Annotated in this window: 20 protein-coding genes; 15 read left to right on the top strand and 5 right to left on the bottom strand. The window is 70.7% G+C overall.

The features are described 5' to 3' along the window. Positions 1–71 precede the first annotated feature (71 nt). The gene (locus OHO83_RS19420) at positions 72–758 is read left to right on the top strand and encodes an RNA polymerase sigma factor (RefSeq protein WP_266673532.1); all 687 of its coding nucleotides are present in this window, start codon (positions 72–74) and stop codon (positions 756–758) included. Beyond that, the gene (locus OHO83_RS19415) at positions 758–1,897 is read left to right on the top strand and encodes a hypothetical protein (RefSeq protein WP_266673533.1); all 1,140 of its coding nucleotides are present in this window, start codon (positions 758–760) and stop codon (positions 1,895–1,897) included. Before OHO83_RS19420 ends, OHO83_RS19415 begins: the two co-directional genes overlap by 1 nt. A 210-nt stretch (positions 1,898–2,107) precedes the next feature. Here the strand turns inward: OHO83_RS19415 and OHO83_RS19410 are convergent, their stop codons facing one another. Beyond that, a complete protein-coding gene (locus OHO83_RS19410; RefSeq protein ID WP_266673534.1) occupies positions 2,108–2,962 on the bottom strand; it encodes a L,D-transpeptidase family protein in 855 nt (284 codons plus the stop codon). Between the two features lie 233 nt (positions 2,963–3,195). Here OHO83_RS19410 and OHO83_RS19405 point away from each other — a divergent pair, with 233 nt between their 5' ends. Together OHO83_RS19405 and leuE are read left to right on the top strand one after the other, a co-directional pair. Continuing rightward, positions 3,196–4,785, top strand: a complete 1,590-nt coding sequence (locus tag OHO83_RS19405) for an acyl-CoA mutase large subunit family protein (protein ID WP_266673535.1) — start codon at positions 3,196–3,198, stop codon at positions 4,783–4,785. Between the two features lie 77 nt (positions 4,786–4,862). Continuing rightward, positions 4,863–5,519, top strand: coding sequence for a leucine efflux protein LeuE (gene leuE / locus OHO83_RS19400; RefSeq protein WP_266673536.1), 657 nt, complete (start codon positions 4,863–4,865; stop codon positions 5,517–5,519). Positions 5,520–5,658: 139 nt separating this feature from the next. Here leuE and OHO83_RS19395 read toward each other — a convergent pair whose 3' ends face one another. From OHO83_RS19395 to OHO83_RS19380, 4 genes are all read right to left on the bottom strand, one after another. Continuing rightward, complete coding sequence (locus OHO83_RS19395; RefSeq protein WP_266673537.1) at positions 5,659–6,558, bottom strand: class I SAM-dependent methyltransferase; 900 nt, start codon at positions 6,556–6,558, stop codon at positions 5,659–5,661. A 94-nt stretch (positions 6,559–6,652) separates the two neighbouring features. Next, positions 6,653–7,798 carry an acyltransferase family protein gene (locus OHO83_RS19390; protein WP_266673538.1) on the bottom strand — a complete coding sequence of 382 codons (1,146 nt, stop codon included), beginning with the start codon at positions 7,796–7,798 and terminating at the stop codon, positions 6,653–6,655. Then, positions 7,795–9,132 carry a polysialyltransferase family glycosyltransferase gene (locus OHO83_RS19385; protein ID WP_266673539.1) on the bottom strand — a complete coding sequence of 446 codons (1,338 nt, stop codon included), beginning with the start codon at positions 9,130–9,132 and terminating at the stop codon, positions 7,795–7,797. The genes OHO83_RS19390 and OHO83_RS19385 overlap by 4 nt, the downstream gene beginning before the upstream one ends. Further along, positions 9,129–10,109 (bottom strand): glycosyltransferase family 2 protein, encoded by a 981-nt coding sequence (locus OHO83_RS19380; RefSeq protein ID WP_266673540.1) that lies wholly within the window; start codon positions 10,107–10,109, stop codon positions 9,129–9,131. Before OHO83_RS19380 ends, OHO83_RS19385 begins: the two co-directional genes overlap by 4 nt. A gap of 198 nt (positions 10,110–10,307) precedes the next feature. On the opposite strand from OHO83_RS19380, the gene OHO83_RS19375 reads away from it, so the two are divergent. The 11 genes from OHO83_RS19375 to OHO83_RS19325 all read left to right on the top strand — a co-directional run bounded on the left by OHO83_RS19375 (position 10,308) and on the right by OHO83_RS19325 (position 23,286). Beyond that, a complete protein-coding gene (locus OHO83_RS19375; protein WP_266673541.1) occupies positions 10,308–11,624 on the top strand; it encodes a DUF6716 putative glycosyltransferase in 1,317 nt (438 codons plus the stop codon). A 26-nt stretch (positions 11,625–11,650) separates the two neighbouring features. Beyond that, the gene (locus OHO83_RS19370) at positions 11,651–12,952 is read left to right on the top strand and encodes an N-acylneuraminate cytidylyltransferase (RefSeq protein WP_266673542.1); all 1,302 of its coding nucleotides are present in this window, start codon (positions 11,651–11,653) and stop codon (positions 12,950–12,952) included. A gap of 14 nt (positions 12,953–12,966) precedes the next feature. Further along, the gene (locus OHO83_RS19365; RefSeq protein ID WP_100594732.1) at positions 12,967–13,905 is read left to right on the top strand and encodes an N-acetylneuraminate synthase family protein; all 939 of its coding nucleotides are present in this window, start codon (positions 12,967–12,969) and stop codon (positions 13,903–13,905) included. 85 nt (positions 13,906–13,990) lie between these two features. Continuing rightward, positions 13,991–15,058, top strand: coding sequence for a hypothetical protein (locus OHO83_RS19360; RefSeq protein WP_266673543.1), 1,068 nt, complete (start codon positions 13,991–13,993; stop codon positions 15,056–15,058). A 181-nt stretch (positions 15,059–15,239) separates the two neighbouring features. Continuing rightward, positions 15,240–16,022, top strand: coding sequence for a glycoside hydrolase domain-containing protein (locus OHO83_RS19355; RefSeq protein WP_329437754.1), 783 nt, complete (start codon positions 15,240–15,242; stop codon positions 16,020–16,022). A gap of 158 nt (positions 16,023–16,180) precedes the next feature. Beyond that, positions 16,181–17,440, top strand: a complete 1,260-nt coding sequence (locus OHO83_RS19350; RefSeq protein WP_266676588.1) for an amidohydrolase — start codon at positions 16,181–16,183, stop codon at positions 17,438–17,440. Between the two features lie 209 nt (positions 17,441–17,649). Beyond that, entirely contained in the window at positions 17,650–18,711 is a 1,062-nt protein-coding gene (locus OHO83_RS19345; RefSeq protein WP_227296919.1) for a BMP family lipoprotein, read from the top strand. Between the two features lie 192 nt (positions 18,712–18,903). Beyond that, complete coding sequence (locus tag OHO83_RS19340; RefSeq protein ID WP_382475854.1) at positions 18,904–20,472, top strand: ABC transporter ATP-binding protein; 1,569 nt, start codon at positions 18,904–18,906, stop codon at positions 20,470–20,472. Continuing rightward, positions 20,469–21,614 (top strand): ABC transporter permease, encoded by a 1,146-nt coding sequence (locus OHO83_RS19335; RefSeq protein ID WP_266673544.1) that lies wholly within the window; start codon positions 20,469–20,471, stop codon positions 21,612–21,614. The genes OHO83_RS19340 and OHO83_RS19335 overlap by 4 nt, the downstream gene beginning before the upstream one ends. Beyond that, entirely contained in the window at positions 21,611–22,900 is a 1,290-nt protein-coding gene (locus OHO83_RS19330; RefSeq protein ID WP_266673545.1) for an ABC transporter permease, read from the top strand. Before OHO83_RS19335 ends, OHO83_RS19330 begins: the two co-directional genes overlap by 4 nt. After that, the gene (locus tag OHO83_RS19325; protein ID WP_266673546.1) at positions 22,897–23,286 is read left to right on the top strand and encodes a cytidine deaminase; all 390 of its coding nucleotides are present in this window, start codon (positions 22,897–22,899) and stop codon (positions 23,284–23,286) included. The genes OHO83_RS19330 and OHO83_RS19325 overlap by 4 nt, the downstream gene beginning before the upstream one ends. Positions 23,287–23,317 lie beyond the last annotated feature (31 nt).

The following is a 23,317-nucleotide window of genomic DNA, read 5'->3' as shown; positions in this document are numbered from 1 at the left end:
AGCCGTATCAGGCCGTAGCGTGCTGGTTCGCGTCGGTGAGCGGCGCAGGGTTTAAGCGCAAGGGTGGCGCAGTGCTGGGGGACGACGCGGAGCTGACGGCCGCGGTGCATGCGGCACAGGACGGGGACGAGACCGCGTTCCGGACTGTGTACCGCGCGGTGCATCCACGCCTGCTCGGGTACGTACGGACACTCGTCGGTGAACCGGACGCGGAGGACGTCGCGTCCGAGGCCTGGCTGCAGATCGCCCGGGACCTCGACCGGTTCAGCGGCGACGCCGACCGCTTCCGGGGCTGGGCCGCACGCATAGCCCGTAACCGCGCCCTCGACCACATACGGATGCGGGGACGCAGGCCCGCCATAGGCGGCGACGAGACCGAGCTCACCGGCCGGCCCGCGATATCGGACACCGCCGACGAGGCCATGGAACTTCTCGCCACCGGTGACACGCTCGCGCTCATCGCACAGCTTCCGCAGGACCAGGCCGAGGCCGTCGTCCTGCGCGTCGTCGTCGGGCTCGACGCGAAGAGCGCCGCCCAGACGCTGGGCAAGCGTCCGGGCGCCGTCAGGACCGCCGCGCACCGCGGCCTCAAGCGCCTCGCCGAGCTGCTCGGCGCCGAGGGTTCGCAAGTGCAGACGGCGCACGCGGGCCGCGACGGCACGCTCGACGCCGTACCGCCCCCGAGAGAACCGCGCGGGCACGCGGTGACGTCCGCCGGTGTGACGCATTCGCGGACGCGGACGCAGAAGGACATGTGATGGCCGACGAGCACAACAAGTGGCTGGACCGGGACGCGGCCGAGCGTCTGCTGCGCGGTGAGCCCCTGGAAGCCGTCGACGCAGCCACCCGCACTCGGGCCGCCCGCCTCGCCGAGACTCTCGACGCACTTGCCGTGACACGCGTAGACGGAGGCGAGCTGCCGGGCGAGGCAGCCGCGTTGGCCGCGTTCCGCAAGGCGCGCGAGTCCGCCGCGCAGGAGCCCGGCGCGGCGACCCCGAAGGCACGCCATGCCAGGCCCCGCGGGGCTCTCGCCCCGGCCACCTCGCTCCACGCACCCGTGGGCCATGAGAACGACGCGAACGCGAACGCCGCGATCGACGGATACGCCGGTTCCGATGTCGGCAGTGTCCGACTCGCGAGACCCGACGCGCGGCCCGTCCGCTGGGGCCGCCCGGTGCGGTTCGGGGTGGCCGCCGCGCTCGCCGGATGCATGATCGGCGGCGTCGCCGTCGCGGCCGGAACCGGAGTGCTCCCGTCGCCGTTCGGCGGCAGCAGCGAACCCGGGCCCGCCGCCAGCGTCTCCGCCGCCGCGTCTCCCGAACACCCCCTCACCTCATCGTCGCCCGACATCTCGGAGACCGACGGTGGACGTTCGGGCAGCGCCGTGCCCGACGGTCACTCGCCGGAGCCCGGCTCGGGCGTTCCGTCCCGGGACGACACGGCGGGCCGGCCCCGGACGGCCACGACACAGCCCGGCACCGGGCCGCGCGCATCGGACGCCGCGGACCGGGAGGCCTGGCGACAGCGCCTGGTCGACGCCTGCCGCAAGTACCGCGGCGGCGTCCTGAGCGACTCCGAGACGGAGCGCCTCAGGTCCGCCGCGAAGCGCGTCGCCACGAAGAAGCAGGACCGGGACCCCGACCGGTTCTGCGCCCGCGTCCTCGAAGAGGCTGACGACTCCGGCAGCGGGGACGACGGCGGCAAGAGCGACGACAAGAACAGCGGCAAGGACGGCGACGAGGACAGCCAGAACGGCGAGGGCTCCGGCGTCAGCGGCGCCGTGCCGACCGCCTCGTGGGTCCCGTCCGATCCGGGCGGCGACGCCCCGGGCACCGGGCCGACCACGCCGTCCGCGACGGCCTCGGCCTCGTACAGCGCCGCGGCCGCGCAGCCCTGAGACCGCTCTGACCTGCGGGAACAAAGAAGTTCCGAGGCGGGTGTGACGTTTTCGGACGGCGTGGCGCAGTAACAAGTGAGCCGACTGGTCATCGGCCGTGCACGAGCCGCGGGTTCCCCCCGTACCTTCGGCTCTGTGCCACTGGCGCGGGCGGGACACGTTCCCCCGGTCCCGCCCGCGCCCCACTCCCTCTCACCACCCGTGCGCGGGTCACCAGTAGACGACGACCTTGTCGCCGTTACGGACCTGCGCGAACAGCGACGCGATCTTCCCCTCGTCCCGCACGTTCACGCACCCGTGCGACGCCCCGGCGTAGCCGCGGGCCGCGAAGTCTGCCGAGTAGTGCACCGCTTGGCCGCCGCTGAAGAACATCGCGTACGGCATGGGCGTGTGGTAGATCGTCGAGACGTGGTGCCGGGACTTCCAGTACACGCTGAAGACGCCCTCGCGGGTGGGCGTGAACTGCGAGCCGAACCGCACGTCCGTGGTCATCAGCGCCTTGCCGTCGATCATCCACGTCAGCGTCCGGCTGGTCTTGCTGATGCAGACGACGCGGCCCGTCATGCAGCGCGGGTCCGGCTTCGCCGCCGGCTGCCCGCCGGATGCGTACAGCTCGTCGCGCGTCGGTGTGTGTGTCATCCTCACCAGCCGCGCCCAGGTCACCGTGTCCGTGTTCCCCGTGCGCGGCAGGCCCCGCTTGCCCTGGAAACCCTCGACCGCCTTGGTCGTCGCCGGGCCGTAATGTCCGTTCGGCCCCTCGAAGAGCCACGCGATCTGCCGCAGCCTGGCCTGGAGTTCGCGCACCTTGCCGCCGCTCGCGCCGCGCGCCATGAGGACCTTCGGCGGCGGCGTCGGCCTGACCGACGGGGTGCGGGAGGGGGAGGGGTCCGGCCTCTTCGCGTCGTCCGGTCCCTTCGCGTCGTCGGACGGGGCCGGTGACGCCGAGCCGTCCGCCTTCGGCGGCGGCTGCTTGCCCGCGCTGTCGACGGCCCCTGTCCTGCAGCCGCCGACCAGGGCGATGACCCCGGCGACGGCGAGTGATCCACGCATGACGGTCGCACGCATCCGGGCCCCCGCATCCTCGCCACTAGTCCGATGTGCCAACAGAGATGTTTCCCGTGCGCGTCCGGTTGCGAACTCGGCGTGAGTGCCGCGCATGGTGGGAGGGAGAAAACGTGACGGACGCGCTGTGAGCAAGGTCCCAGCATGCGGCTCTCCACCGCGAGCAGGCGCGCCGCTACAGTCCGTCGCGGGGGTCGAACCGACTGGCAAGTAACAACCGAGCTGGAGGCACAACCATGGCGCGCGAGTCTGAGTCAGGACTGCCCATCGAGCCGGTCTACGGCCCCGATTCGCTGGCCGACTGGAACGCGGCCGAGAAGCTCGGCGAGCCCGGAAATTACCCGTTCACGCGGGGCGTCTACCCGTCGATGTACACCGGCCGCCCGTGGACGATGCGCCAGTACGCCGGCTTCGGCACCGCCGTCGAGTCCAACGCCCGTTACAAGCAGCTCATCGCCAACGGCACGATGGGCCTGTCCGTCGCCTTCGACCTGCCCACCCAGATGGGCCACGACTCGGACGCCCCGATCGCGTCCGGCGAGGTCGGCAAGGTCGGCGTGGCCATCGACTCGATCGACGACATGCGGATCCTGTTCGGCGGCATCCCGCTCGACAAGGTGTCCACGTCGATGACGATCAACGCCCCGGCGGCGCTGCTCCTGCTCATGTACCAGCTCGTCGGCGAGGAGCAGGGCGTCCCCGCGGACCAGCTGACCGGCACGATCCAGAACGACGTGCTGAAGGAGTACATCGCGCGGGGTACGTACATCTTCCCGCCGAAGCCCTCCCTGCGGCTGATCGCCGACATCTTCAAGTACTGCCGGGCCGAGATCCCGAAGTGGAACACGATCTCGATCTCCGGCTACCACATGGCCGAGGCCGGTGCCTCGCCCGCGCAGGAGATCGCGTTCACGCTCGCGGACGGCATCGAGTACGTGCGCACGGCCGTCGCGGCCGGCATGGACGTCGACGACTTCGCGCCGCGGCTGTCCTTCTTCTTCGTGGCCCGGACGACGATCCTGGAGGAGGTCGCCAAGTTCCGCGCGGCCCGCCGGATCTGGGCCAAGGTCATGAAGGAGGAGTTCGGCGCGAAGAACCCCAAGTCGCTGATGCTCCGCTTCCACACCCAGACCGCGGGCGTGCAGCTCACCGCCCAGCAGCCCGAGGTCAACCTCGTCCGCGTCGCCGTCCAGGGCCTCGGCGCCGTGCTCGGCGGCACGCAGTCGCTGCACACCAACTCCTTCGACGAGGCCATCGCGCTGCCGACCGACAAGTCCGCGCGCCTCGCCCTGCGAACCCAGCAGGTCCTCGCCTACGAGACCGACGTGACCGCCACCGTCGACCCGTTCGCCGGGTCGTACGTCGTCGAGAAGATGACGGACGACGTGGAGGCCGCCGCACTCGACCTCATGACGAAGGTCGAGGACCTCGGCGGCGCGGTCAACGCCATCGAGCACGGCTTCCAGAAGAACGAGATCGAGCGCTCCGCGTACCGCATCGCGCAGGAGACCGACTCCGGCGAGCGGGTCGTGGTCGGCGTCAACCGCTACCAGCTCGACGCCGAGGAGCCCTACGAGCCGCTGCGCGTCGACCCGGCGATCGAGGCCCAGCAGGCCCGGCGCCTCACGCAGCTGCGCGCCGAGCGCGACCAGGCGGCCGTGGACGCGGCGCTCGCCGAGCTCAAGAAGGCGGCGGAGAGCGACGCGGACTCGGCCAACGTCCTCTATCCGATGAAGGACGCCCTGCGCGCCCGCGCCACCGTCGGCGAGGTCTGCAACGCGCTCCGCGACGTGTGGGGCACGTACATCCCGACCGACGCGTTCTGAGGTCGCCTTCCGGTGCCGCGTATCACCCTCTGACCAGGGAGTGTCGTACGTCGTACGGGCGTGCGACACTCCCTTTCATGCTCGGTGTCATCAATCTCCCGACCTATCTGGCCGGTCTCGTCCTCATCGTCCTGCTGCCAGGACCGAACTCTCTCTACGTGCTCTCCGTGGCCGCCCGCAAAGGCATACGCACCGGATACGCGGCCGCCGCGGGTGTCTTCACCGGGGACACGGTCCTGATGACACTGGCCGCGCTCGGCGCGGCCTCCGTGCTGCAGACGACGCCGGTGCTCTTCCTCGTCGTGAAGTACGCCGGAGCGGGCTATCTGACCTGGATGGCGATCGGCATGATCCGGTCGGCGCGGGCCCTGTGGAAGCAGCGCGGTGAGCCCCTCGTGGAGAGCGAGGCGCAGCCGGCGGCCGGGAGCGGTGACGAGCACCCCTACCGCCGCGCCCTGATCGTCAGTCTCTTCAACCCGAAGGCGATCCTCTTCCTGATCTCCTTCTTCGTTCAGTTCGTGGACCCCGGTTACGCCTACCCGGCGCTGTCCTTCGTGGTCCTCGGCGGGCTGCTCCAGATCCTGAGCTTCCTCTACCTCTCCACCCTGATCTTCAGCGGCACCCGCCTGGCCGGTGCCTTCCGGCGCCGCAAGCGGCTCTCGGCCGGCGCGACCACCGCGGCGGGCGTGCTGTTCCTGGGCTTCGCGGTGAAGCTGTCCCTCGCCGGGGCCTGAGCGGATTCCGCCGGTCCGGCCTCTGACGCGGTGCGCCCGGCGCCCGGCTTCCGACGGCGCGGAGCGTTGGCAACCGACGACAACGCCGCAGGTCGGCGTGCCAGACCCCGCGCCCGGGACAAGATCCGCCGGACAGGCCCTAGTCCCTGACGGCGCGGCGCACGGCCCGGGTGACCACCGGTGGCGTCAGGTCCACGGCGATACGGCGGGCAAGGCTCCGCCTGCGTACGGGGGCCGGCCACGGGGCGGGCGCGGCCTTCGGTCCCTCCGTCACCTCGACGTGGTGCCGGGAGTGCGGGAAGGCGGGCGGCTTGACCGCCTTCGACTTCACACGGACCAGGCGGTGCCCCGCCGCGTGCTGCACGCTCAGGGCGATGTCGTCGCGCTCCCTGAGCATGGCGAGGAGCTCGTCCTGGAGGGGCTCGGGGTCCTCCCAGGTCGCGTACAGCTTCTGGGTGCTCAGGCACAGCGGGCGCAGGCCGCGGTTGAGCACGGCCTCCCACGCGGCGACGGAGACGCCCGGCGTGTGCTCGGAGCGGAAGTCGTCCAGGACGACGATGCCGTCAGGGCCCAGCAGTTCGCGCGCCGCGCCGATGTCGCCGTACACGTGCTCGTAGAGGTGCGAGGCGTCGATGTGGACGAAGCGGCAGGAGCCGGGGTCGACCTCGGCGGAGATCACGGAGCTGGGCGCCTGGACGACCTTCGGCAGCTCGTCGTGGAACGAGAGGTAGTTCTCCTCGAAGGCCTGCCGGGTCAGTGAGGCGTACGACTTGGTGGCCTCGGCCCGGTTCGCCTCGTCCGGGGCGTCGCCCTCGAACAGGTCGCACACGGTGAACTTCTCGGCGCTGTGCACGTGGTGTCCGAGAAGCACCGCGCTCTTGCCCAGGTAGACGCCGAGCTCCAGCAGGTCGCCGCGCACCTCCTGGCGCGCCTGCCGTTCGAGGAACCAGGTGAACAGGAGTCGGTCGAGCGGGGGGAACCAGCCGGGTACGTCGTCGAGGTCGATCGGGCGCCGGGCGGTGGTGTGCGCAGCAGTCATGGGACGCGAACCTATGAGCTTCTGATCGACAGGGTCAAGGCGCTCACAGATCGCATCCGCCAATCGCGCAGCAAACTCCGCAGGGCATGAATCCTCAGTGAATCCTGGCGGAAGTGGGGTTCAGGCGTTTGCGCAGGAAAGGTGCAAGCGGCTTCTCGACGAAGCGGTTCAGAAGCCATGCGAGGGTGAGCATCGCGGCCACCGTGAGGGTGAACGTCACGGCCGACGGCAGCCCGAGACGCCGGTGCAGCGCCTCGATCGTCACCCAGCCCAGATGCTCGTGGACCAGGTAGAACGGATACGTCAGCGCACCGGCGACCGTCAGCCACCCCCAGTTGACCCGGTTCAGCAGCCCGAGCGCGATCGCGCCCACCGCCACGAAACCGAGCGTCACTATCAGGATGATCGTCCCCGACCCGCGGTACGAGAAGAAGTGAGGATTCGGTGCGTGCCACAGTGCGGCCACCGCGTAGTGCTGACCGATCAGCCAGCTCACGAGGACGATGCCCCACGCGGTCATGTCGCGGCGGTCGAGGTGGAGCAGATACAGGCCGACGCCGCCGATGAAGTAGGGCGCGTACTCCGGCATCAGGATGACGTTCAGCGTCGGCTCGCCGGACGCCTGGGTGATCGCGGCGGCGAGGGTCCACACGGCGCAGAACAGCACGATGCGGCGCCGGTTCGCGCCCGGCAGGACGACGCACAGGGCGAACAGCGCGTAGAAGCGGACCTCGGCCCACAGCGTCCAGCAGACGCCGAGGACCCGGTCCACACCGAGCGGCTGCTGGAGCATCGTCAGATTGAGGAGCGCGTCACTGGGCGAGACCGCCTTGTACGCGACCGCGGGCAGCGCGAAGACCGCCGTCACCAGGATCACGGCCGCCCAGTACGACGGCAGCAGGCGGGACGCGCGGGAGGCGAAGAACGAGCGCAGGGGCTTGCCCCAGCCGCTCATGCAGATCACGAAGCCGCTTATGACGAAGAAGATCTGCACCCCGAGGCAGCCGTAGGCGAACCACTGGTGCAGCGAGGGGAACTGGGCCTTCGGTGAGGTGCCCCACGCCTGGGACACCTCACCGTCGCGGCCGCCGTAGTGGTACGCGGCGACCATCAGGGCGGCTATGAGCCGCAGGCCGTCCAGGGCTCTCAGCCGCGGTGCGTGCGCGCCGGAACGCGCGGTCCGCACCGTGGCGTCCGCTCCCGGGGAAAGCTTCGGGAGCGTCGTCTCTGAAGTACTCATCCGAGGGCGGCCCGCTTGAACGAGCGCGCGCGGCGGGCGACCCGGCGCACCGTCGCGTTGCGCGGAATGAACGCGAGCTGGGCCGGGACGGCGCCGGGCAGCGCGAGGGACGTGAGCCGGCGGCGCTTGAAGTAGCGCCACGTGTGGTCGTTCAGACGCGTGGAGAGGTAGCGCTCGGCCGCCGCCCGCAGCTCCGGATAGATCTTCGGCTGCATCGCGAAGCCGACCGCGCGCACCAGCTGGTTCAGCTCGGCGGTCGCCGTGCCGGACTCCTGCGCGATCACGGCCGCCTGCTCCGTCAGCTCCGGCAGCAGTGCGTCCACGATCGTGACCGGGACGCGGTTGCTGTTCTGGTACGGCGCCAGGCGGTCGAGGAGGGTGCCGGTGCCGATGCGGGCGACCGGGATGCCGTAGAGCGCGGAGGCGGTCAGCAGAGCCGTCGAGAAGCAGCCGACCACCAGGGCCGGACGCATCCGCTGGTACAGGACCTCGGCGAGTACGGGCGTGTCGAGGACGGTGAGTTCGGCGCCGAGCTTCTCCGCCTCCGCCTCCAGCGTGCGCGACCAGGTGGCCGGCGCCGTCGGATGGGGCTTGAAGACGATCCGCGTGTGGCCGAGGGCGACCGCGCCGCGCATCATCCGCACGTGCAGGTCCTCCTCCTCCTGCGCGGTGAGGATGTCGAGCGCGGACAGGTACTGCCCGAGCAGCACGGCCGGTTCGGGTCCGACGGGCGGCAACTCGCCGCTCACATCGCCCAGTTCGGCGAGTACCTTCACGAAGACGTCCGTCGGCACGACCTCGGGCTCCACGCCGAACTCCGTGAGGAGCAGCGGCTTCAGGTCCGGCACGAGGTCCAGATGCAGCAGCCGCCGCACGCGCGTGCCGACCAGCGGGTCGATCTTGTTGCGGGTGGGGCCGTAGCTCATCAGGCCGTCCGCGTACACGTCGACGGGGACGCCGGTGAAGATCTGCGCCACCGCCATCGCCGGGTTGACCTGGATCGACTCCACGGCCAGCTCGACGTCGTCGTCGCCCAGATCCCAGGCGAGACGCAGATGGCGCTCCCACAGCGGTACGTCGTCCGGGCGCGGGGCCCAGCCGCCGGGGTGGAACGGCGCGATGGTCTCGTTCCACGACACGACGTCGTCGAAGCGGCGGCGCAGCCGCTCGAAGCCCGGCATCTCGTCGACGGCGACCGTGGTCTCAGGGGTCGCCGCGTTGTTGGCGACGAGCAGGATGCGCCGGTCCGCGGGCGCGAAGCGGTCCGCGTCGAGGGCCGCGGCGAGCGTCGCGGTCCCGTACAGCGTGGAGGCGAGGAAGATCTGCGTGGTCACGCGGCAGCCACCCCCGCCGCGGCGGGGCGGCGCCGCAGCCGGCGCAGGCGCGTCGCCCGCTGTACGTCCATCGAGTCGAGCGCGTCGTCGAGCACGTCCTGCGGCATGCGCTTCAGCGCCGCGGAACTCATTGTCTTCAATTTGCGCGCCACTGCCGGTTCGAACCTTTCCATGGATCCCAAGTGGTGGGAAATAATCGCGCAGTACGTACGGACGGCCTTCGGCAGAAGTTCTTCCGCGTCCTTGTCCTGCGCCGTTTCGGCCACCACCTGGTCGAACGCCTTGATGAAATCGAGCTGCCGGACATCGCCGATCTGCGTCAGTGACGACGCGACACCGCGCCGGTAGAAAACCCCGAGAAGTCCCACCGCGGCAAAGGATTTCGCCTCGCGGTGCAGCCGCCAGATCCACGGCCGGTCCTCGGCCGTGCGCAGGCCGTCGGTGAAGTGGAGGAGGCCGGCGTCGGCCAGCCGGCGGTGATACATGCCGGCCCACGCGTACGCGTAGTCGACGGACGTCGAGCGGTCGGCGGGCAGGATCGCCTCGCGCGGATCCATGACGACACCGCGCCTGCCGGTCGGCACGCGGTGGACGGTGCGGGCCCGCGCGGTGCACTGGACATGGTCCGTACGGACGAAGTCGCAGCCCAGGCCCTCGATGGAGGCGAGGAGCCGCTCGTAGTACCCGGGGGCGAGCCAGTCGTCGCCGTCCAGGAATGTCAGGTACTCACCGCGCGACGCGTCGAGTCCGGTGTTGCGCGCGGTGGCCAGGCCTCCGTTCTTTTCGTGTCTGACCAGGACCGCGCCGGGCAGCTCGCGCTCGGCGCGCGCGAGAATGTCCGGGGTCTCGTCCTTCGAACAGTCGTCGACGAGAATGAATTCGAAGTCGTCGCGCGCGTTGGCGCGAAGACTTCTGAGGGTGTCGGGCGCGTATTGCTGCACGTTGTAGAACGGCACGATTACGGAGAGCTTGACCACGTGAAGGACGCTAGGCGGCGGCCCGGCATTCGTCTTGACCGATGGTGAGATGTCAGGTGAACGACGCGTGGCGGAATAGTGAACCCGCCTGCTTCCCGGCCACTTCCCGGCCGGATTCGCCATTCGTCGGTGCGCTGTTAACCGTTTGTTGCACTCCGGTTGGGCCGCGGTCCCGAAACGCTTCCTAGCTTCTTGGGTGTGCCAGCAAGTACCTCTCAGACCCGACGGGTCGCCGTGCTCGCGGACTCCGACACCCGGTGGAAGTGGGGCGCGCTCACCGCGCGCCGCCTCACCACCGACGAGAGCCCGCTCAACGGATTCCTCCTGCGCGGCCGGGCCACCCCCACACCCCGCCAACTCGACGAGGTCGGCGTCCGCGCCGACAGCCTCGACGAAGTCACCGCCGTCGAATTCCTGCGCCGTATGGAGCAGGACGCCGACCGGTACGACGTCGTCGTCCTCGCCCTCGTCGGCGGCGCCGTCCAGGCCATGCTCCACGGCCTCGCGCGGGCCTGGCAGGGCCGGGCCAAGCGGCCCGTCGTCGTCACCGGCTACGTGGGAGTCGTCTACGAGAAGCTCGCCGACGGGCTGCTCCTGCGGCACGGCGCCGACCTCGTCCTCGCCAACTCCCGCCACGACGCGGACCGTTTCCGCGCCGTGTACGAGGGTGTGGACGCCGACGCCTCCTCGGTGACCGAGTGCGCGCTGCCGTTCCTCGGCGGCACGCCCTACGAGGAGAAGCACGACCCGTACACGGTCGTCTTCGCCGCGCAGCCCTCCGTACCGGACACCCCGGCCGACCGCGCCTACCTGCTCAAGCGGCTCGTCGGGCACGCCCGGCTGCACCCCGGGCGCGAGGTACTGCTCAAGCTGCGCAGCAAGCCCGGCGAGCACACCACCCACATCGAAGAGGCGCCCTACCAGAAGCTCGCCCAGCGGATCGACGGCGGACTGCCCGCCAACTGCCGCCTCGTCTACGGGCACATGGGCGAGGTGCTCGACCGCACCGACCTCCTGGTCACCGTCAGCTCGACGGCCGCGCTCGAAGCCCTGCACCGGCGCATCCCCACCGCGCTGCTCACGGACCTCGGGGTGCGCGAGGCGCTCGGCAACCACCACTTCACGGGCTCCGGGTGCCTCGCCTCCTGGGACCAGCTCGACGCGGGCCACCTGCCGAAGGCCGACGAGGAGTGGGTGGCACGCCAGGGCGTCGCGGCCGACGGCACGTACGACACCGCCTTCGACACGGCCCGCGCCCGGGTCACCGGCCTGACCGGAGCCGACCGGCTCCCGCCCCTGGCCCCCTACTACAGCCTCACCACCGCCCCCGGCTATCTGCCGCGCATCCTCGCCCGCCACCACCTCGCCCCCGACGGGACGCCGCTGCCCGGCGCACCCGCCGCCGGCAAGGAGCCCGGCCCCGTCCGGCAGATCGTGCGCCGCGCCGCCCGTGGCGCCTACCGGCACGGAGTGCAGCGCGTGGCGCCCGTCATCCGGCGGATGGGCGAGCTGTGAACGCCCGTACCCCTCAAGGAGACCTGATGACCAACCCGGAAGCGGGCACAGCGGCACCGGTCCGCCGCGTCCTCGCCGTGATCCCCGCCCGTGGCGGCTCCAAGGGAGTGCCCGCCAAGAACCTCGCCCCGGTCGGCGGCGTGCCCCTCGTGGCCCGCACCGTCCGCGAGTGCCGCGCCACCCGGCTCGTCACGGACGTCGTGGTCTCCACCGACGACGCCGCGATCGCCGCCGCGGCCCGCGAGGCGGGAGCCGAGGTCGTCCTGCGGCCGGCCGCCATCGCCGGCGACAAGTCGAGCTCCGAGGCGGCCGTACTGCACGCACTCGACGCCCACGAGGCCCTCCAGGGCGCAGCGGTCGACGTGGTGCTCCTCGTCCAGTGCACCAGCCCCTTCATCGTCCGCGAGGACATCGACGGCGTCGTCAACGCGATCGTCGAGAAGGGCGCCGACACGGCCCTGACCGTCGCCCCCTTCCACGGTTTCGTGTGGCGCGACGCCGATGACGAGCCGGCCGCGCCCGCCGCGGTCGAACGCGCCTCCGTCGAAGGCGGCACGGACACGCTGGTCGCCCCCGCGGCCACCAGCGGCGGCTACGGCGTCAACCACGACAAGTCCTTCCGCCAGATGCGCCAGGACCGCCCCCAGGACCTCCTGGAGACCGGCGCGGTCTACGCCATGGACGCGAGCGGCTTCCGCGAGGCCAAGCACCGCTTCTTCGGCCGCACGGAACTCGTCCGCACCGACCCCGCGCGGGTCCTGGAGATCGACGACCCGCACGACCTCTCCCGCGCCCGTGCCCTCGCGCCGCTCTTCGACGCGAACCGGCCCGGCTCCCTCCCGACCGCCGAAGACATCGACGCGGTCGTCCTCGACTTCGACGGCACCCAGACCGATGACAAGGTGCTGATCGACTCCGACGGACGGGAGTTCGTCACCGTGCACCGCGGTGACGGCCTCGGCATCGCGGCCCTGCGCAAGTCGGGCCTGCCGCTGCTGATCCTGTCCACGGAACAGAACCCGGTCGTCGCCGCCCGGGCCAGGAAGCTCCAGATCCCGGTCCTGCACGGCATCGACCGCAAGGACCTCGCACTCAAGCAGTGGTGCGAGGAGCAGGGCATCGCGCCCGAGCGCGTGCTCTACGTCGGCAACGACGTCAACGACCTCCCGTGCTTCGGCCTCGTCGGCTGGCCCGTGGCGGTCGCGAGCGCCCACGACGTCGTACGAGGCGCCGCGCGCGCGGTCACCGCTCTCCCCGGTGGTGACGGCGCGATCCGAGAGATCGCCACCTGGATCCTCGGCCCTTCTCTCGACTCCCTCAACAAGTAAGGAACTCCCCAGTCATGAGCACCAACTCCCGCCTGCGCACGTTCGGTTCGAAGACGGCCGGCCCCGGTCAGCCCGTGTACATCACCGGCGAGATCGGCATCAACCACAACGGCGACCTCGACAACGCCTTCAAGCTGATCGACGTGGCCGCCGAGGCCGGCTGCGACGCCGTCAAGTTCCAGAAGCGCACCCCGGAGATCTGCACCCCGCGCGACCAGTGGGACATCGAGCGCGACACCCCCTGGGGTCGCATGACGTACATCGACTACCGCCACCGCGTCGAGTTCGGCGAGGACGAGTACCGCCAGATCGACGAGCACTGCAAGAAGCGCGGCATCGACTGGTTCGCCTCCCCGTGGGACACCGAGGCCGTCGCCTTCCTGGAGAAGTTCGACATCCCGGCCCACAAGGTCGCCTCCGCGTCGCTCACCGACGACGAGCTGCTGCGCGCCCTGCGCGCCACCGGCCGCACGGTCATCCTCTCCACCGGCATGTCGACGCCGAAGCAGATCCGGCACGCGGTCGAGGTCCTCGGCAGCGACAACATCCTGATGTGCCACGCCACTTCGACGTACCCGGCGCAGGCCGAGGAGCTCAACCTCCGCGTCATCAACACCCTCCAGGCCGAGTACCCGAACGTCCCGATCGGCTACTCCGGCCACGAGACCGGCCTGCAGACCACGCTCGCCGCCGTCGCCCTCGGCGCCACCTTCGTCGAGCGTCACATCACGCTCGACCGCGCCATGTGGGGCTCCGACCAGGCCGCCTCCGTCGAGCCGCAGGGCCTCACCCGCCTCGTGCGCGACATCCGCACCATCGAGGCGTCCCTCGGTGACGGCGTCAAGAAGGTCTACGAGTCGGAGCTCGGCCCGATGAAGAAGCTCCGCCGCGTCGCGGGCGTCGTCGCCGAGTCGGAGATCGCCGTCGCCGCGGGCGAGCCGGTCGGCGTCTGACCGTCCGACGTCCGCCCGTGTGGGCCGGTGCCCAGCCGGGCGCCGGCCCACGGGCCCCAACCCCCACAGGTCCCTCGGAGGGCCCATGTCAGCAGCACGCTCCGGAACCCTGTGTTTCGTGGAGAGTCCCGTCCAGCTCCTCAACGTCCTGGAATGGGCGCATCTCGCCGAGAGCACGGACACGACGGACCGGATCACCCTGGTCGTCCTGTCGCCCACGGACCCCATGACCCGCGGCCAGCTGCGCCGCATGGCCGAACTCGCCCGCGACGAGGGCCACACCGTCCGCTGGGAAGAGGCACGAGGCGGCGCCACCGCGCCCTTCCACACCATCGGCGGACTCGCGGGCGCGCTGCGCAAGGCCGCCCGCATCGTCATCGGCGACCCGTTCTCCCGCTACGTGCAGCTCCTGCTGACGATCACCCGGGCCGCCGAACTCGTCGTCGTCGACGACGGCACCGCGACCATGGAGTTCGTCTCCCAGCTCGCCCGCGGTGAGCGCCTCGTGCGCTGGCACCGCCGCGGCGGCCGCCCCGGACCGCGCGACGTCGTCTTCGCGCCCGTCTCCGCCGCCGCCCGCCGCCGCCTCACCCCCGACGGCACCCGCCGCACCGTCGAGGTCTTCTCGGCCATGCCGATCGACTCCGTCCCCGACGGCGTCCGCGTCACCCGCAACGACTTCACCTGGACCCGAGCCCGCTTCGGCCCGCCCCGCATGACGAAGGGCGCCGACCTCGTCGGCACGTCCCTCGTCGAGACCGGCGTCGTGGACCCGGACCGCTACCTGGAGGCCGTCCGGGCCCTCGCCCGCGCCCACGGCGCGACCCGCTACTTCGCCCACCGCCGCGAGAGCTCCGACAAGCTGCACCGCCTCGCGGTGGAGACCGGCCTGGAGATCGTCCGCCCCGACCTCCCCCTCGAACTGATCGCCCGCCGCGGCCCCATCGGCCGTACGATCCTCAGCTTCCCCTCGACGGTCGTCCACACCCTGCCCCTGGCCCTCGTCGGCACCGAGGTCCGCGTCGCCGTCTGCGACATCGACCCCGCGTGGCTGACGGAGAACGCCTCGCCGCGCGCCCAGGGCTTCCTCTCCGGCGTCACCGGCACCGCACGCGACGTGCACCGCCTCGCCTCGGTCGCCCCGGCGATGTGAGTCCCGGCCTCCGGGATCTTGGCCAGAGCTTGGTGATCGCATGGCCATCCGAAGGGCAACGCGACGGGGTGCCGGCCGGTCAGAATCACTGCACCCCCCACTTCGCATCAGTACAGAGCGCCCAGAGGAACCCGTGACGCACCCCCGGCACCGCCTGTCCAAGAGACGCCGCTACCTCGCCATGTCCGCCGCAGGCGTGGCACTGGCCGCCACCGGAGCGATCGTGGCCCAGTCCGCGACAGCGACCACCCTGCCCGCGGCCAAGACCTACACCGGCCGCGCCTTCGACACCTGCACGGCCCCCTCCCTCTCCGCGATGAAGGCATGGAAGACCGGCTTCTACGGCGCCGCGGCCGTCTACGTGGGCGGCAAGAACCGCGGCTGCGCCCAGCCCAACCTCACCGCCTCGTGGGTGAAGTCGGTCAGCGCCTCCGGCTGGAAGCTGATCCCGCTCTACGTGGGCGCCCAGCCGCCCTGCCAGTCCGGCGCGAACCCCGAGAAGATGACCGCGTCCACCGCCGCGTCGCTCGGCGCGACGGACGGCGCCGACGCCGTCACGAAGGCCGCCGCCCTCGGTATGAAGAGCGGCTCCCCGCTCTACCTGGACATGGAGTCGTACGACACCACGAACACGTCCTGCAACAACGCGGTCCTCACCTACGTCCGCGCCTGGGACAAGGCCGTGCACGCCAAGAACTACCGGACCGGCTTCTACGGCTTCCGCAGCTCCAGCGCGAAGGCCGTCGCCACGACGACGAACCGCACCGACATGCCGGACATCCTCTGGTACGCGCTCTGGGACAAGGTCAACACCACGACGTCCGACTGGCCGTTCGCCTCCACCCTGTGGACGGGCCATCGCCGCGCCCACCAGTACATGGTGAACAGCAAGGAGTCCCGCGGCGGTTACACGATCACGGTGGACCGGGACGCCTGGGACGCGCCGGTGGCGATCGTCGGGTAGCTGAGCCGGTGGGGGGTATGAAAGAGGTGTCATACCCCCCGTACGGGTAGGTCATGCGAGCCGGGCCCGAGTTTCTTACCCCAATTCGGTTGAACTTTTGTTGATCGTGGGGCGGTCGCCCCCTGCCCCGGCCTACCCTTCAAAGGGTGAACCAATTGATGTCCCGAGGGTCCGAGGCCGGTCAGCCCGCGGAAGCGGTCACCACAGGAGCGCTGCCCGGCACGCTGTCCGAAGAGCTCCATGCCGAACTCGTCGCCTTCCGGCGTGACTTGCACATGCACCCCGAGCTCGGCAACCAGGAGTTCCGCACGACGGCGGCGATCAGAGCCCGCCTGGAGAAGGCCGGACTCACGCCCCGCATCCTGGACATCGGCACCGGACTCGTCTGCGACATCGGCACCGAGGACGGGGAGTGGCGGGGCGGGCGCCCCATGCTCGCCCTGCGCGCCGACATCGACGCGCTCCCCATCCCGGACACCAAGGCGAGCTGCGCCTACCGCTCCACCGTGCCCGGCCGGGCCCACGCCTGCGGTCACGACGTGCACACGACGGTCGTGCTCGGGGCGGGCCTGGTCCTCGCCGAGCTGCACCGGCAGGGCCGGCTCCCGCACCCCGTACGCCTGATCTTCCAGCCCGCCGAGGAGGTACTGCCCGGCGGCGCCCCCGACGCCATCGAGTCGGGTGTCCTCGAAGGCGTCGCGTCCATCATCGGCGTGCACTGCGACCCGAAGGTCGACGCGGGCCGGATCGGTCTGCGGCAGGGCGCGATCACCTCGGCCTGCGACCGTCTGGAGGTGGCGCTCGACGGGCCCGGCGGGCACACCGCGCGCCCTCACCTCACCACCGACCTCGTGACCGCCGCCGCGAAGGTGGCCACCGAGGTCCCCGCGATCGTCGCCCGCCGCATCGACGCCCGTTCGGGCCTCGCCGTGACCTGGGGACGCATCGAATCCGGCCACGCGTGCAACGTGGTCCCGCAGCACGCCGAGCTGTCCGGCACCGTCCGCTGCCTCGACCTGGAGGCGTGGCGGCAGGCGCCCGACCTGGTGCACGGCGCGATCCAGGAGATCGCCGACCTCTACCGTGCCAAGTCGGAGATCAACTACATCCGCGGGGTGCCGCCCGTCGTCAACGACCCGGAGGTCACCGACCTCCTGACCGCGGCGATGACCCTGCGCCGCGGCGCCCACTCCGTCGAGGACACCCCTCAGAGCCTGGGCGGCGAGGACTTCTCCTGGTACCTGGAGCACGTCCCCGGCGCGATGGCCCGTCTCGGGGTGCGCACCCCCGGCGAGCGCGGCGGACGCGACCTGCACCAGGGCGACTTCGACGCGGACGAGTCGGCGATCACGGTCGGGGTGGAGCTGTTCACGGCGGCGGCGCTGATGGACGGAGCCGCCCGCCGGCCGGGGGAGTGAACCGGTGCGGGGAAAGGGTCGGTGTGGGCGGCACGTAACCCACCCGACCCGCCCCCGTAACGCCCCGTAGACCGGTCGGCCGGGCGGCGTTCGCGTCAATCCGATAACGGCTGAGGAACGGGCCTTTATCTGACATCTACGCGCGTTACGATCCGTCCGAAAACCAGCGCCGGAAGCCCGGCGCTCAGGTCAGGTCGAAGGAGCCTCCCTTGCGCCGGGTAGCCAAAATCTCCGCTGCGTGCATAGCCACCGCGGCACTCGCTCTCACCGCCACCGCATGTGGCGGCACTTCCTCGGACAACGAGTCCTCGGGCTCCTCGTCGGACTCCGGCAAGAAGGGCGGCGTCAAGATCGGCCTCGCCTTCGACGTCGGCGGCCGGGGTGACCACTCCTTCAACGACTCCGCCGCGCGCGGTGCCGACAAGGCCAAGAAGGAGTTCGGCGGTGACCTCAAGGAGCTGACCGCCAAGACCTCCGACACCGAGGCCGACCGCGAGCAGCGCCTGTCCGACCTGGCCGACGCCGGCTACAACCCCATCATCGGGGTCGGCTACGCGTACGCCACCTCGATGACCAAGGTCTCCGCGAAGTACCCGAAGACCACCTTCGGCATCGTCGACTCCGTGGTGAACGCCAAGAACACCGACTCCATCGTCTTCACCGAGGAGCAGGGCTCCTACCTGGCCGGCGTCGCCGCCGCGCTGAAGACGAAGAAGGACCACGTCGGCTTCATCGGCGGTGTCGACGTCCCGCTGATCAAGAAGTTCGAGGCGGGTTACGTCCAGGGCGTCAAGGCCACCAACCCGAAGATCAAGGTCGACGTCCAGTACCTGAGCCACGGTTCGGACACCTCCGGCTTCGCCTCCCCGGACAAGGGCAAGGAAGCCGCCCAGGGCATGCTCGACAAGGGCGCCGACGTCGTCTACTCGGCGGCCGGCTCCTCCGGCAACGGTGCCATCGAGGCCGTCTCCGGCACGAAGGGCGCCTGGGCGATCGGCGTCGACTCGGACCAGTACAACATCCCGGGTCTGGCCAAGTACAAGTCCTCGATCCTGACTTCGGTCGTCAAGAACGTCGACATCGGCGTCTTCGACCTGATCAAGTCGGTCAAGGACGGTTCGCCGAAGACCGGCACCAACACCTACGCCCTGAAGGACGGCGGCGTCTCGCTCGCCACCTCCGGCGGCTACATCGACGACATCCAGGCCAAGCTGGACGCCGCCAAGGAGCAGATCGCGAGCGGCAAGGTCAAGGTCAAGACCACCCCGTGACCTGAGGCCCCGAGGGTCTGGCTCGGCGGGGGGAGTGGCGAAAGCTTCCCCTCGCCGGGCCATAACAATGTGTCAACTCTACGCGTGTAGCTAAGAGTTGGCGTATTACCGTCGCCGACGCGCCCCCGCGCGGCTCCGCGCGACCGTTCCCCCCTTCCGTACGTACGTCCTGTCCCCCGAGGAGAGTGCGCCATCAACGCGTCCAGCCCTCCCGCCGTCGAACTGCGCGGCATCACCAAGCGCTTTCCCGGCGTCGTCGCCAACCGCGACATCGACATCACCGTACGGCGGGGCACCGTCCACGCCCTGTGCGGTGAGAACGGCGCCGGCAAGTCGACCCTGATGAAGATCCTCTACGGCATGCAGAAGCCGGACGAGGGCACCATCGCGGTCGACGGCACCCAGGTCACCTTCGCCACGCCCGCCGACGCCATCGCGCGCGGCATCGGCATGGTCCACCAGCACTTCATGCTGGCCGACAACCTCACCGTCCTGGAGAACGTCGTCCTGGGCGCCGAGAAGCTGCACGGCATCGGCGGCAGGGCGCGTACGAAGATCCGTGAGATATCCGAGGCGTACGGCCTCGGGGTGCGGCCCGACGTCCTCGTCGAGGAGCTCGGCGTCGCCGACCGGCAGCGCGTCGAGATCCTCAAGGTCCTCTACCGGGGCGCCCGGACGCTGATCCTCGACGAGCCCACCGCGGTCCTCGTGCCGCAGGAGGTCGACGCGCTCTTCGACAACCTGCGCGAGCTGAAGTCCGAGGGCCTCACCGTCATCTTCATCTCCCACAAGCTGGGTGAGGTGCTCTCCGTCGCGGACGAGATCACGGTCATCCGGCGCGGGACGACGGTCGGCACGGCCGACCCGAGGAACACCAGCACCAAGCAGCTCGCCGAGCTGATGGTCGGCAGCGAGCTGCCCTCGCCGGAGACCGAGGAGTCGACGGTCACCGACACCCCGATGCTCCACCTGGCAGGGGTGCGCCTCACGCAGACCGACCTCGACGGCGTCGAGCGCGTCATCCTCGACGACGTCACCTTCACCATCCGCCGCGGCGAAGTCCTCGGCATCGCGGGCGTGGAGGGCAACGGCCAGTCCGAACTCGTCGAGGCCATCATGGGCATGCGGACCGCGGACCGCGGCACCGTCGCCCTGGACGGCGCCGACGTCACCAGGACCCCCACCCGCAAGCGCCGCGAAGCCGGTGTCGGGTACATCCCCGAGGACCGGCACCGTCACGGCCTCCTCCTCGAAGCGCCGCTGTGGGAGAACCGGGTCCTCGGCCATGTCACCGAGCGCCCCAACTCCAAGCGCGGGCTGCTCGACCTGAAGGCCGCCCGCGCCGACACCGAGCGCATCGTGCGCGACTACGACGTCCGCACCCCCGGCATCGAGGTCACCGCGGCCTCCCTGTCCGGCGGCAACCAGCAGAAGCTGATCGTCGGCCGCGAGATGAGCCACGCGCCCAAGCTGCTGATCGCCGCCCACCCCACCCGCGGTGTGGACGTCGGCGCACAGGCGCAGATCTGGGACCAGATCCGCCGGGCCCGCCGCGAGGGCCTCGCCGTGCTGCTCATCTCGGCCGACCTGGACGAGCTGATCGGCCTGTCCGACACCCTGCGGGTGATGTACCGCGGCCGCCTGGTCGCCGACGCCGACCCCGCCACCATCACCCCCGAGGAGCTGGGCTCCGCCATGACAGGTGCGGCCTCCGGCCACCTCCAGCACACGGAAGACGCCGAAGGCGGGGACGCCCGATGAAGACACTGATATCCCGGGGCAAGTCCCGGATCGACAAGGAGCGGCTGATCCTCGCGATCGCCGCCCCGCTCCTGGCGGTCGTAGCCGCGCTGGTCGTCACGGCGCTGATCATCGCCGCCACCGGCAAGGACCCCTTCGCCGCCTTCAGCGACATGCTGACCTACGGCTCCGCCAGCGACAGCCAGGTCTACATCCTCAACAAGGCGACGACGTACTACCTCGCGGGTGTCGCGGTGGCCATCGGCTTCCGCATGAACCTGTTCAACATCGGTGTCGACGGCCAGTACCGGCTCGCCGCGTTCGTCGCCGCCGTGCTCGGCGGAGCGCTCACGCTGCCCGGCTGGCTCTCCATCCCGCTGATCATGCTCGCCGCCATGGCGACCGGTGCCCTGTGGGCCGCCATCGCGGGCATCCTCAAGGTGACCCGAGGGGTCAGCGAGGTCATCGCGACGATCATGCTGAACGCGATCGCCACCGCGATCATCGGTTACCTCCTCCAGCCGGGGAAGCTCGGCCAGCTCGACGACGCGGGCACCCTGGTCTCCACCAAGCCGCTGCCCGAGTCCTCGTGGTTCTTCGCCATCGACGCGGGACCGGCCGGCCAGGTGTGGGGCTTCATCGTGATCGCCGCGCTCGTCGGCATCGCGTACTGGTTCGTCCTCGGACGCACCCGCTTCGGCTTCGACCTGCGCACCGTCGGCCAGTCCGAGTCGGCGGCCGCCGCGAGCGGCGTCAGCGTCAAGAAGATGGTCGCCACCAGCATGATCATCTCGGGTGCCGTGGCCGGTCTGGTCGGCATGCCGACGCTGCTCAACGACAGCCACCAGTTCGACAACAGCTTCCCGGTGGGCCTCGGCTTCACGGGTATCGCGATCGCGCTGCTCGGCCGCAACCACCCGGTCGGCATCGCGCTCGGCGCCCTGCTCTGGGGCTACCTGGAGCGCACCACGAACCACCTGGAGTTCCAGGGCTACGACAAGGAGATCCTCGGCGTGATCCAGGGCGTCATCGTCCTGTGCGTCGTCATCGCCTACGAGGTCGTACGCCGCTACGGGCTCAAGCGCCAGCAGCAGCGGGTCGGCGCCGAGCTCGCCGCGCAGGCCGCCGCCGTCCGCACCGACAAGCAGGAGGTGGCCGGATGAGCGCCACGAAGACCGACACCCCGCCTCCCGCGGCCCCCGCGGTGAGCGGTGCCAAGAAGGCGCGCGGCCGGCTCTCCACGGGCCAGACCCTGATGATCGTCGTCGGCGCGCTGTTCCTGGTCTCCGCCGTCCGCGTCATCACGGGCGCCGACCAGCTCACCTCCGGCGGCCAGATCAGCGCCGCGCTCGGACTCGCCGTGCCCATCGGCCTCGCGGCCCTCGCGGGCCTGTGGTCGGAGCGGGCCGGCGTGGTCAACATCGGCCTCGAAGGCATGATGATCCTCGGCACGTTCGGCGCCGGCTGGCTCGGCTGGCAGACCAGCCCGTGGCTCGGCCTCGTCTGCGGCATCGGCTTCGGTGTCCTGGGCGGTCTGATCCACGCCGTCGCCACCATCACGTTCGGCGTCGACCACATCGTCTCGGGTGTGGCCGTCAACCTCCTCGCCCTGGGCGCCACCCAGTACCTCGCCAAGCTGTTCTTCGCCGACGGCGAGCCCGCGACCAAGGGCGGCAACCCCAAGCAGTCGCCGCCCGCCGAGTCGCTGGGCGACGTCACGATCCCGGGCCTGTCCAGCGGGCTGCACTCCATCGAGCAGCACCACTGGTTCCTGGTCTCCGACCTCGCCGGCATCCTCGGCGGCCTGGTCACCAACGTCTCCGTGATCACGATCCTCGCCGTGCTGCTCTTCGTGGGCAGCTGGTGGGTGCTGTGGCGCACCTCGTTCGGCCTGCGCCTGCGCTCCTGCGGCGAGAACCCGATCGCGGCCGAGTCCCTCGGCGTCAACGTGTACGCGCACAAGTACGCCGCCGTCGCCATCTCCGGCGGACTCGCGGGTCTCGGCGGCGCGTTCCTCGCGCTGGTCACCTCGCACAGCTACCTGGAGGGCCAGACCGGCGGACGCGGCTACATCGGCCTCGCCGCCATGATCTTCGGCAACTGGCGGCCGGGCGGACTCGCCATGGGCGCGGGCCTGTTCGGCTTCTCCGACGCGCTCCAGCTGCGCAACGGCGGCGAGACCGTCCACGCGCTGCTGCTCCTGCTGGTCGTCCTGCTCGCCCTTCTGGCGGGCTGGAAGGCGTACCGCAAGGCCATGATCCAGGCCGCGATCAGCGCGGTGATTGCCGTGGTCGTCCTGGTCTGGTACCTCCTGACGGATGAGGTGCCCGGCGACTTCGTCGGCGCCACCCCGTATGTCGTCACCCTCCTGGTGCTCTCGCTGTCCGCCCAGCGGCTGCGGATGCCGAAGGCCGACGGCATGCGCTACCGGAAGGGCCAGGGCAAGTGACGGAAGCCGACTGGGAAGCTCTCAGGGAGGCGGCCCGCGAGGCCATGTCCCGCGCGTACGTGCCGTACTCGGCCTTCCCGGTCGGCGCCGCGGCCCGCGTGGACGACGGCCGCACCGTGTCGGGCTGCAACGTCGAGAACGCGTCGTACGGGCTCGGCCTGTGCGCCGAGTGCGGGCTCGTCTCGCAGCTCCAGCTGACCGGCGGCGGCCGCCTGACGCACTTCACGTGCGTGGACGGCAAGGGCGAGACCCTGATGCCGTGCGGGCGCTGCCGCCAGCTCCTGTACGAGTTCGGGGGACCCGAGCTGCTCCTGGAGACGACGTCGGGGATCCGCCCGCTCGGCGAGATGCTCCCCGACGCGTTCGGACCCCAGCACCTCAACTGACCGAAGGCCCCGCCCTGTTGGGCGGGGCCGC

The organism is Streptomyces sp. NBC_00569, assembly GCF_036345255.1.
Taxonomy (GTDB): Bacteria; Actinomycetota; Actinomycetes; order Streptomycetales; family Streptomycetaceae; genus Streptomyces.
This window is presented reverse-complemented; position numbering and strand designations above follow the sequence as displayed.

Excerpts from the sequence above, each read along its gene's own strand:
- OHO83_RS19390 (WP_266673538.1), bottom strand. The coding sequence starts at position 7,798 with ATGAGTACTTCAGAGACGACGCTCCCGAAGCTTTCCCCGGGAGCGGAC.
- leuE (WP_266673536.1), top strand. The coding sequence starts at position 4,863 with ATGCTCGGTGTCATCAATCTCCCGACCTATCTGGCCGGTCTCGTCCTC.
- OHO83_RS19395 (WP_266673537.1), bottom strand. The coding sequence starts at position 6,558 with ATGACTGCTGCGCACACCACCGCCCGGCGCCCGATCGACCTCGACGAC.
- OHO83_RS19365 (WP_100594732.1), top strand. The coding sequence starts at position 12,967 with ATGAGCACCAACTCCCGCCTGCGCACGTTCGGTTCGAAGACGGCCGGC.
- OHO83_RS19415 (WP_266673533.1), top strand. The coding sequence starts at position 758 with ATGGCCGACGAGCACAACAAGTGGCTGGACCGGGACGCGGCCGAGCGT.
- OHO83_RS19370 (WP_266673542.1), top strand. The coding sequence starts at position 11,651 with ATGACCAACCCGGAAGCGGGCACAGCGGCACCGGTCCGCCGCGTCCTC.
- OHO83_RS19360 (WP_266673543.1), top strand. The coding sequence starts at position 13,991 with ATGTCAGCAGCACGCTCCGGAACCCTGTGTTTCGTGGAGAGTCCCGTC.
- OHO83_RS19410 (WP_266673534.1), bottom strand. The coding sequence starts at position 2,962 with ATGCGTGCGACCGTCATGCGTGGATCACTCGCCGTCGCCGGGGTCATC.
- OHO83_RS19335 (WP_266673544.1), top strand. The coding sequence starts at position 20,469 with ATGAAGACACTGATATCCCGGGGCAAGTCCCGGATCGACAAGGAGCGG.
- OHO83_RS19355 (WP_329437754.1), top strand. The coding sequence starts at position 15,240 with ATGTCCGCCGCAGGCGTGGCACTGGCCGCCACCGGAGCGATCGTGGCC.
- OHO83_RS19350 (WP_266676588.1), top strand. The coding sequence starts at position 16,181 with ATGTCCCGAGGGTCCGAGGCCGGTCAGCCCGCGGAAGCGGTCACCACA.
- OHO83_RS19405 (WP_266673535.1), top strand. The coding sequence starts at position 3,196 with ATGGCGCGCGAGTCTGAGTCAGGACTGCCCATCGAGCCGGTCTACGGC.
- OHO83_RS19330 (WP_266673545.1), top strand. The coding sequence starts at position 21,611 with ATGAGCGCCACGAAGACCGACACCCCGCCTCCCGCGGCCCCCGCGGTG.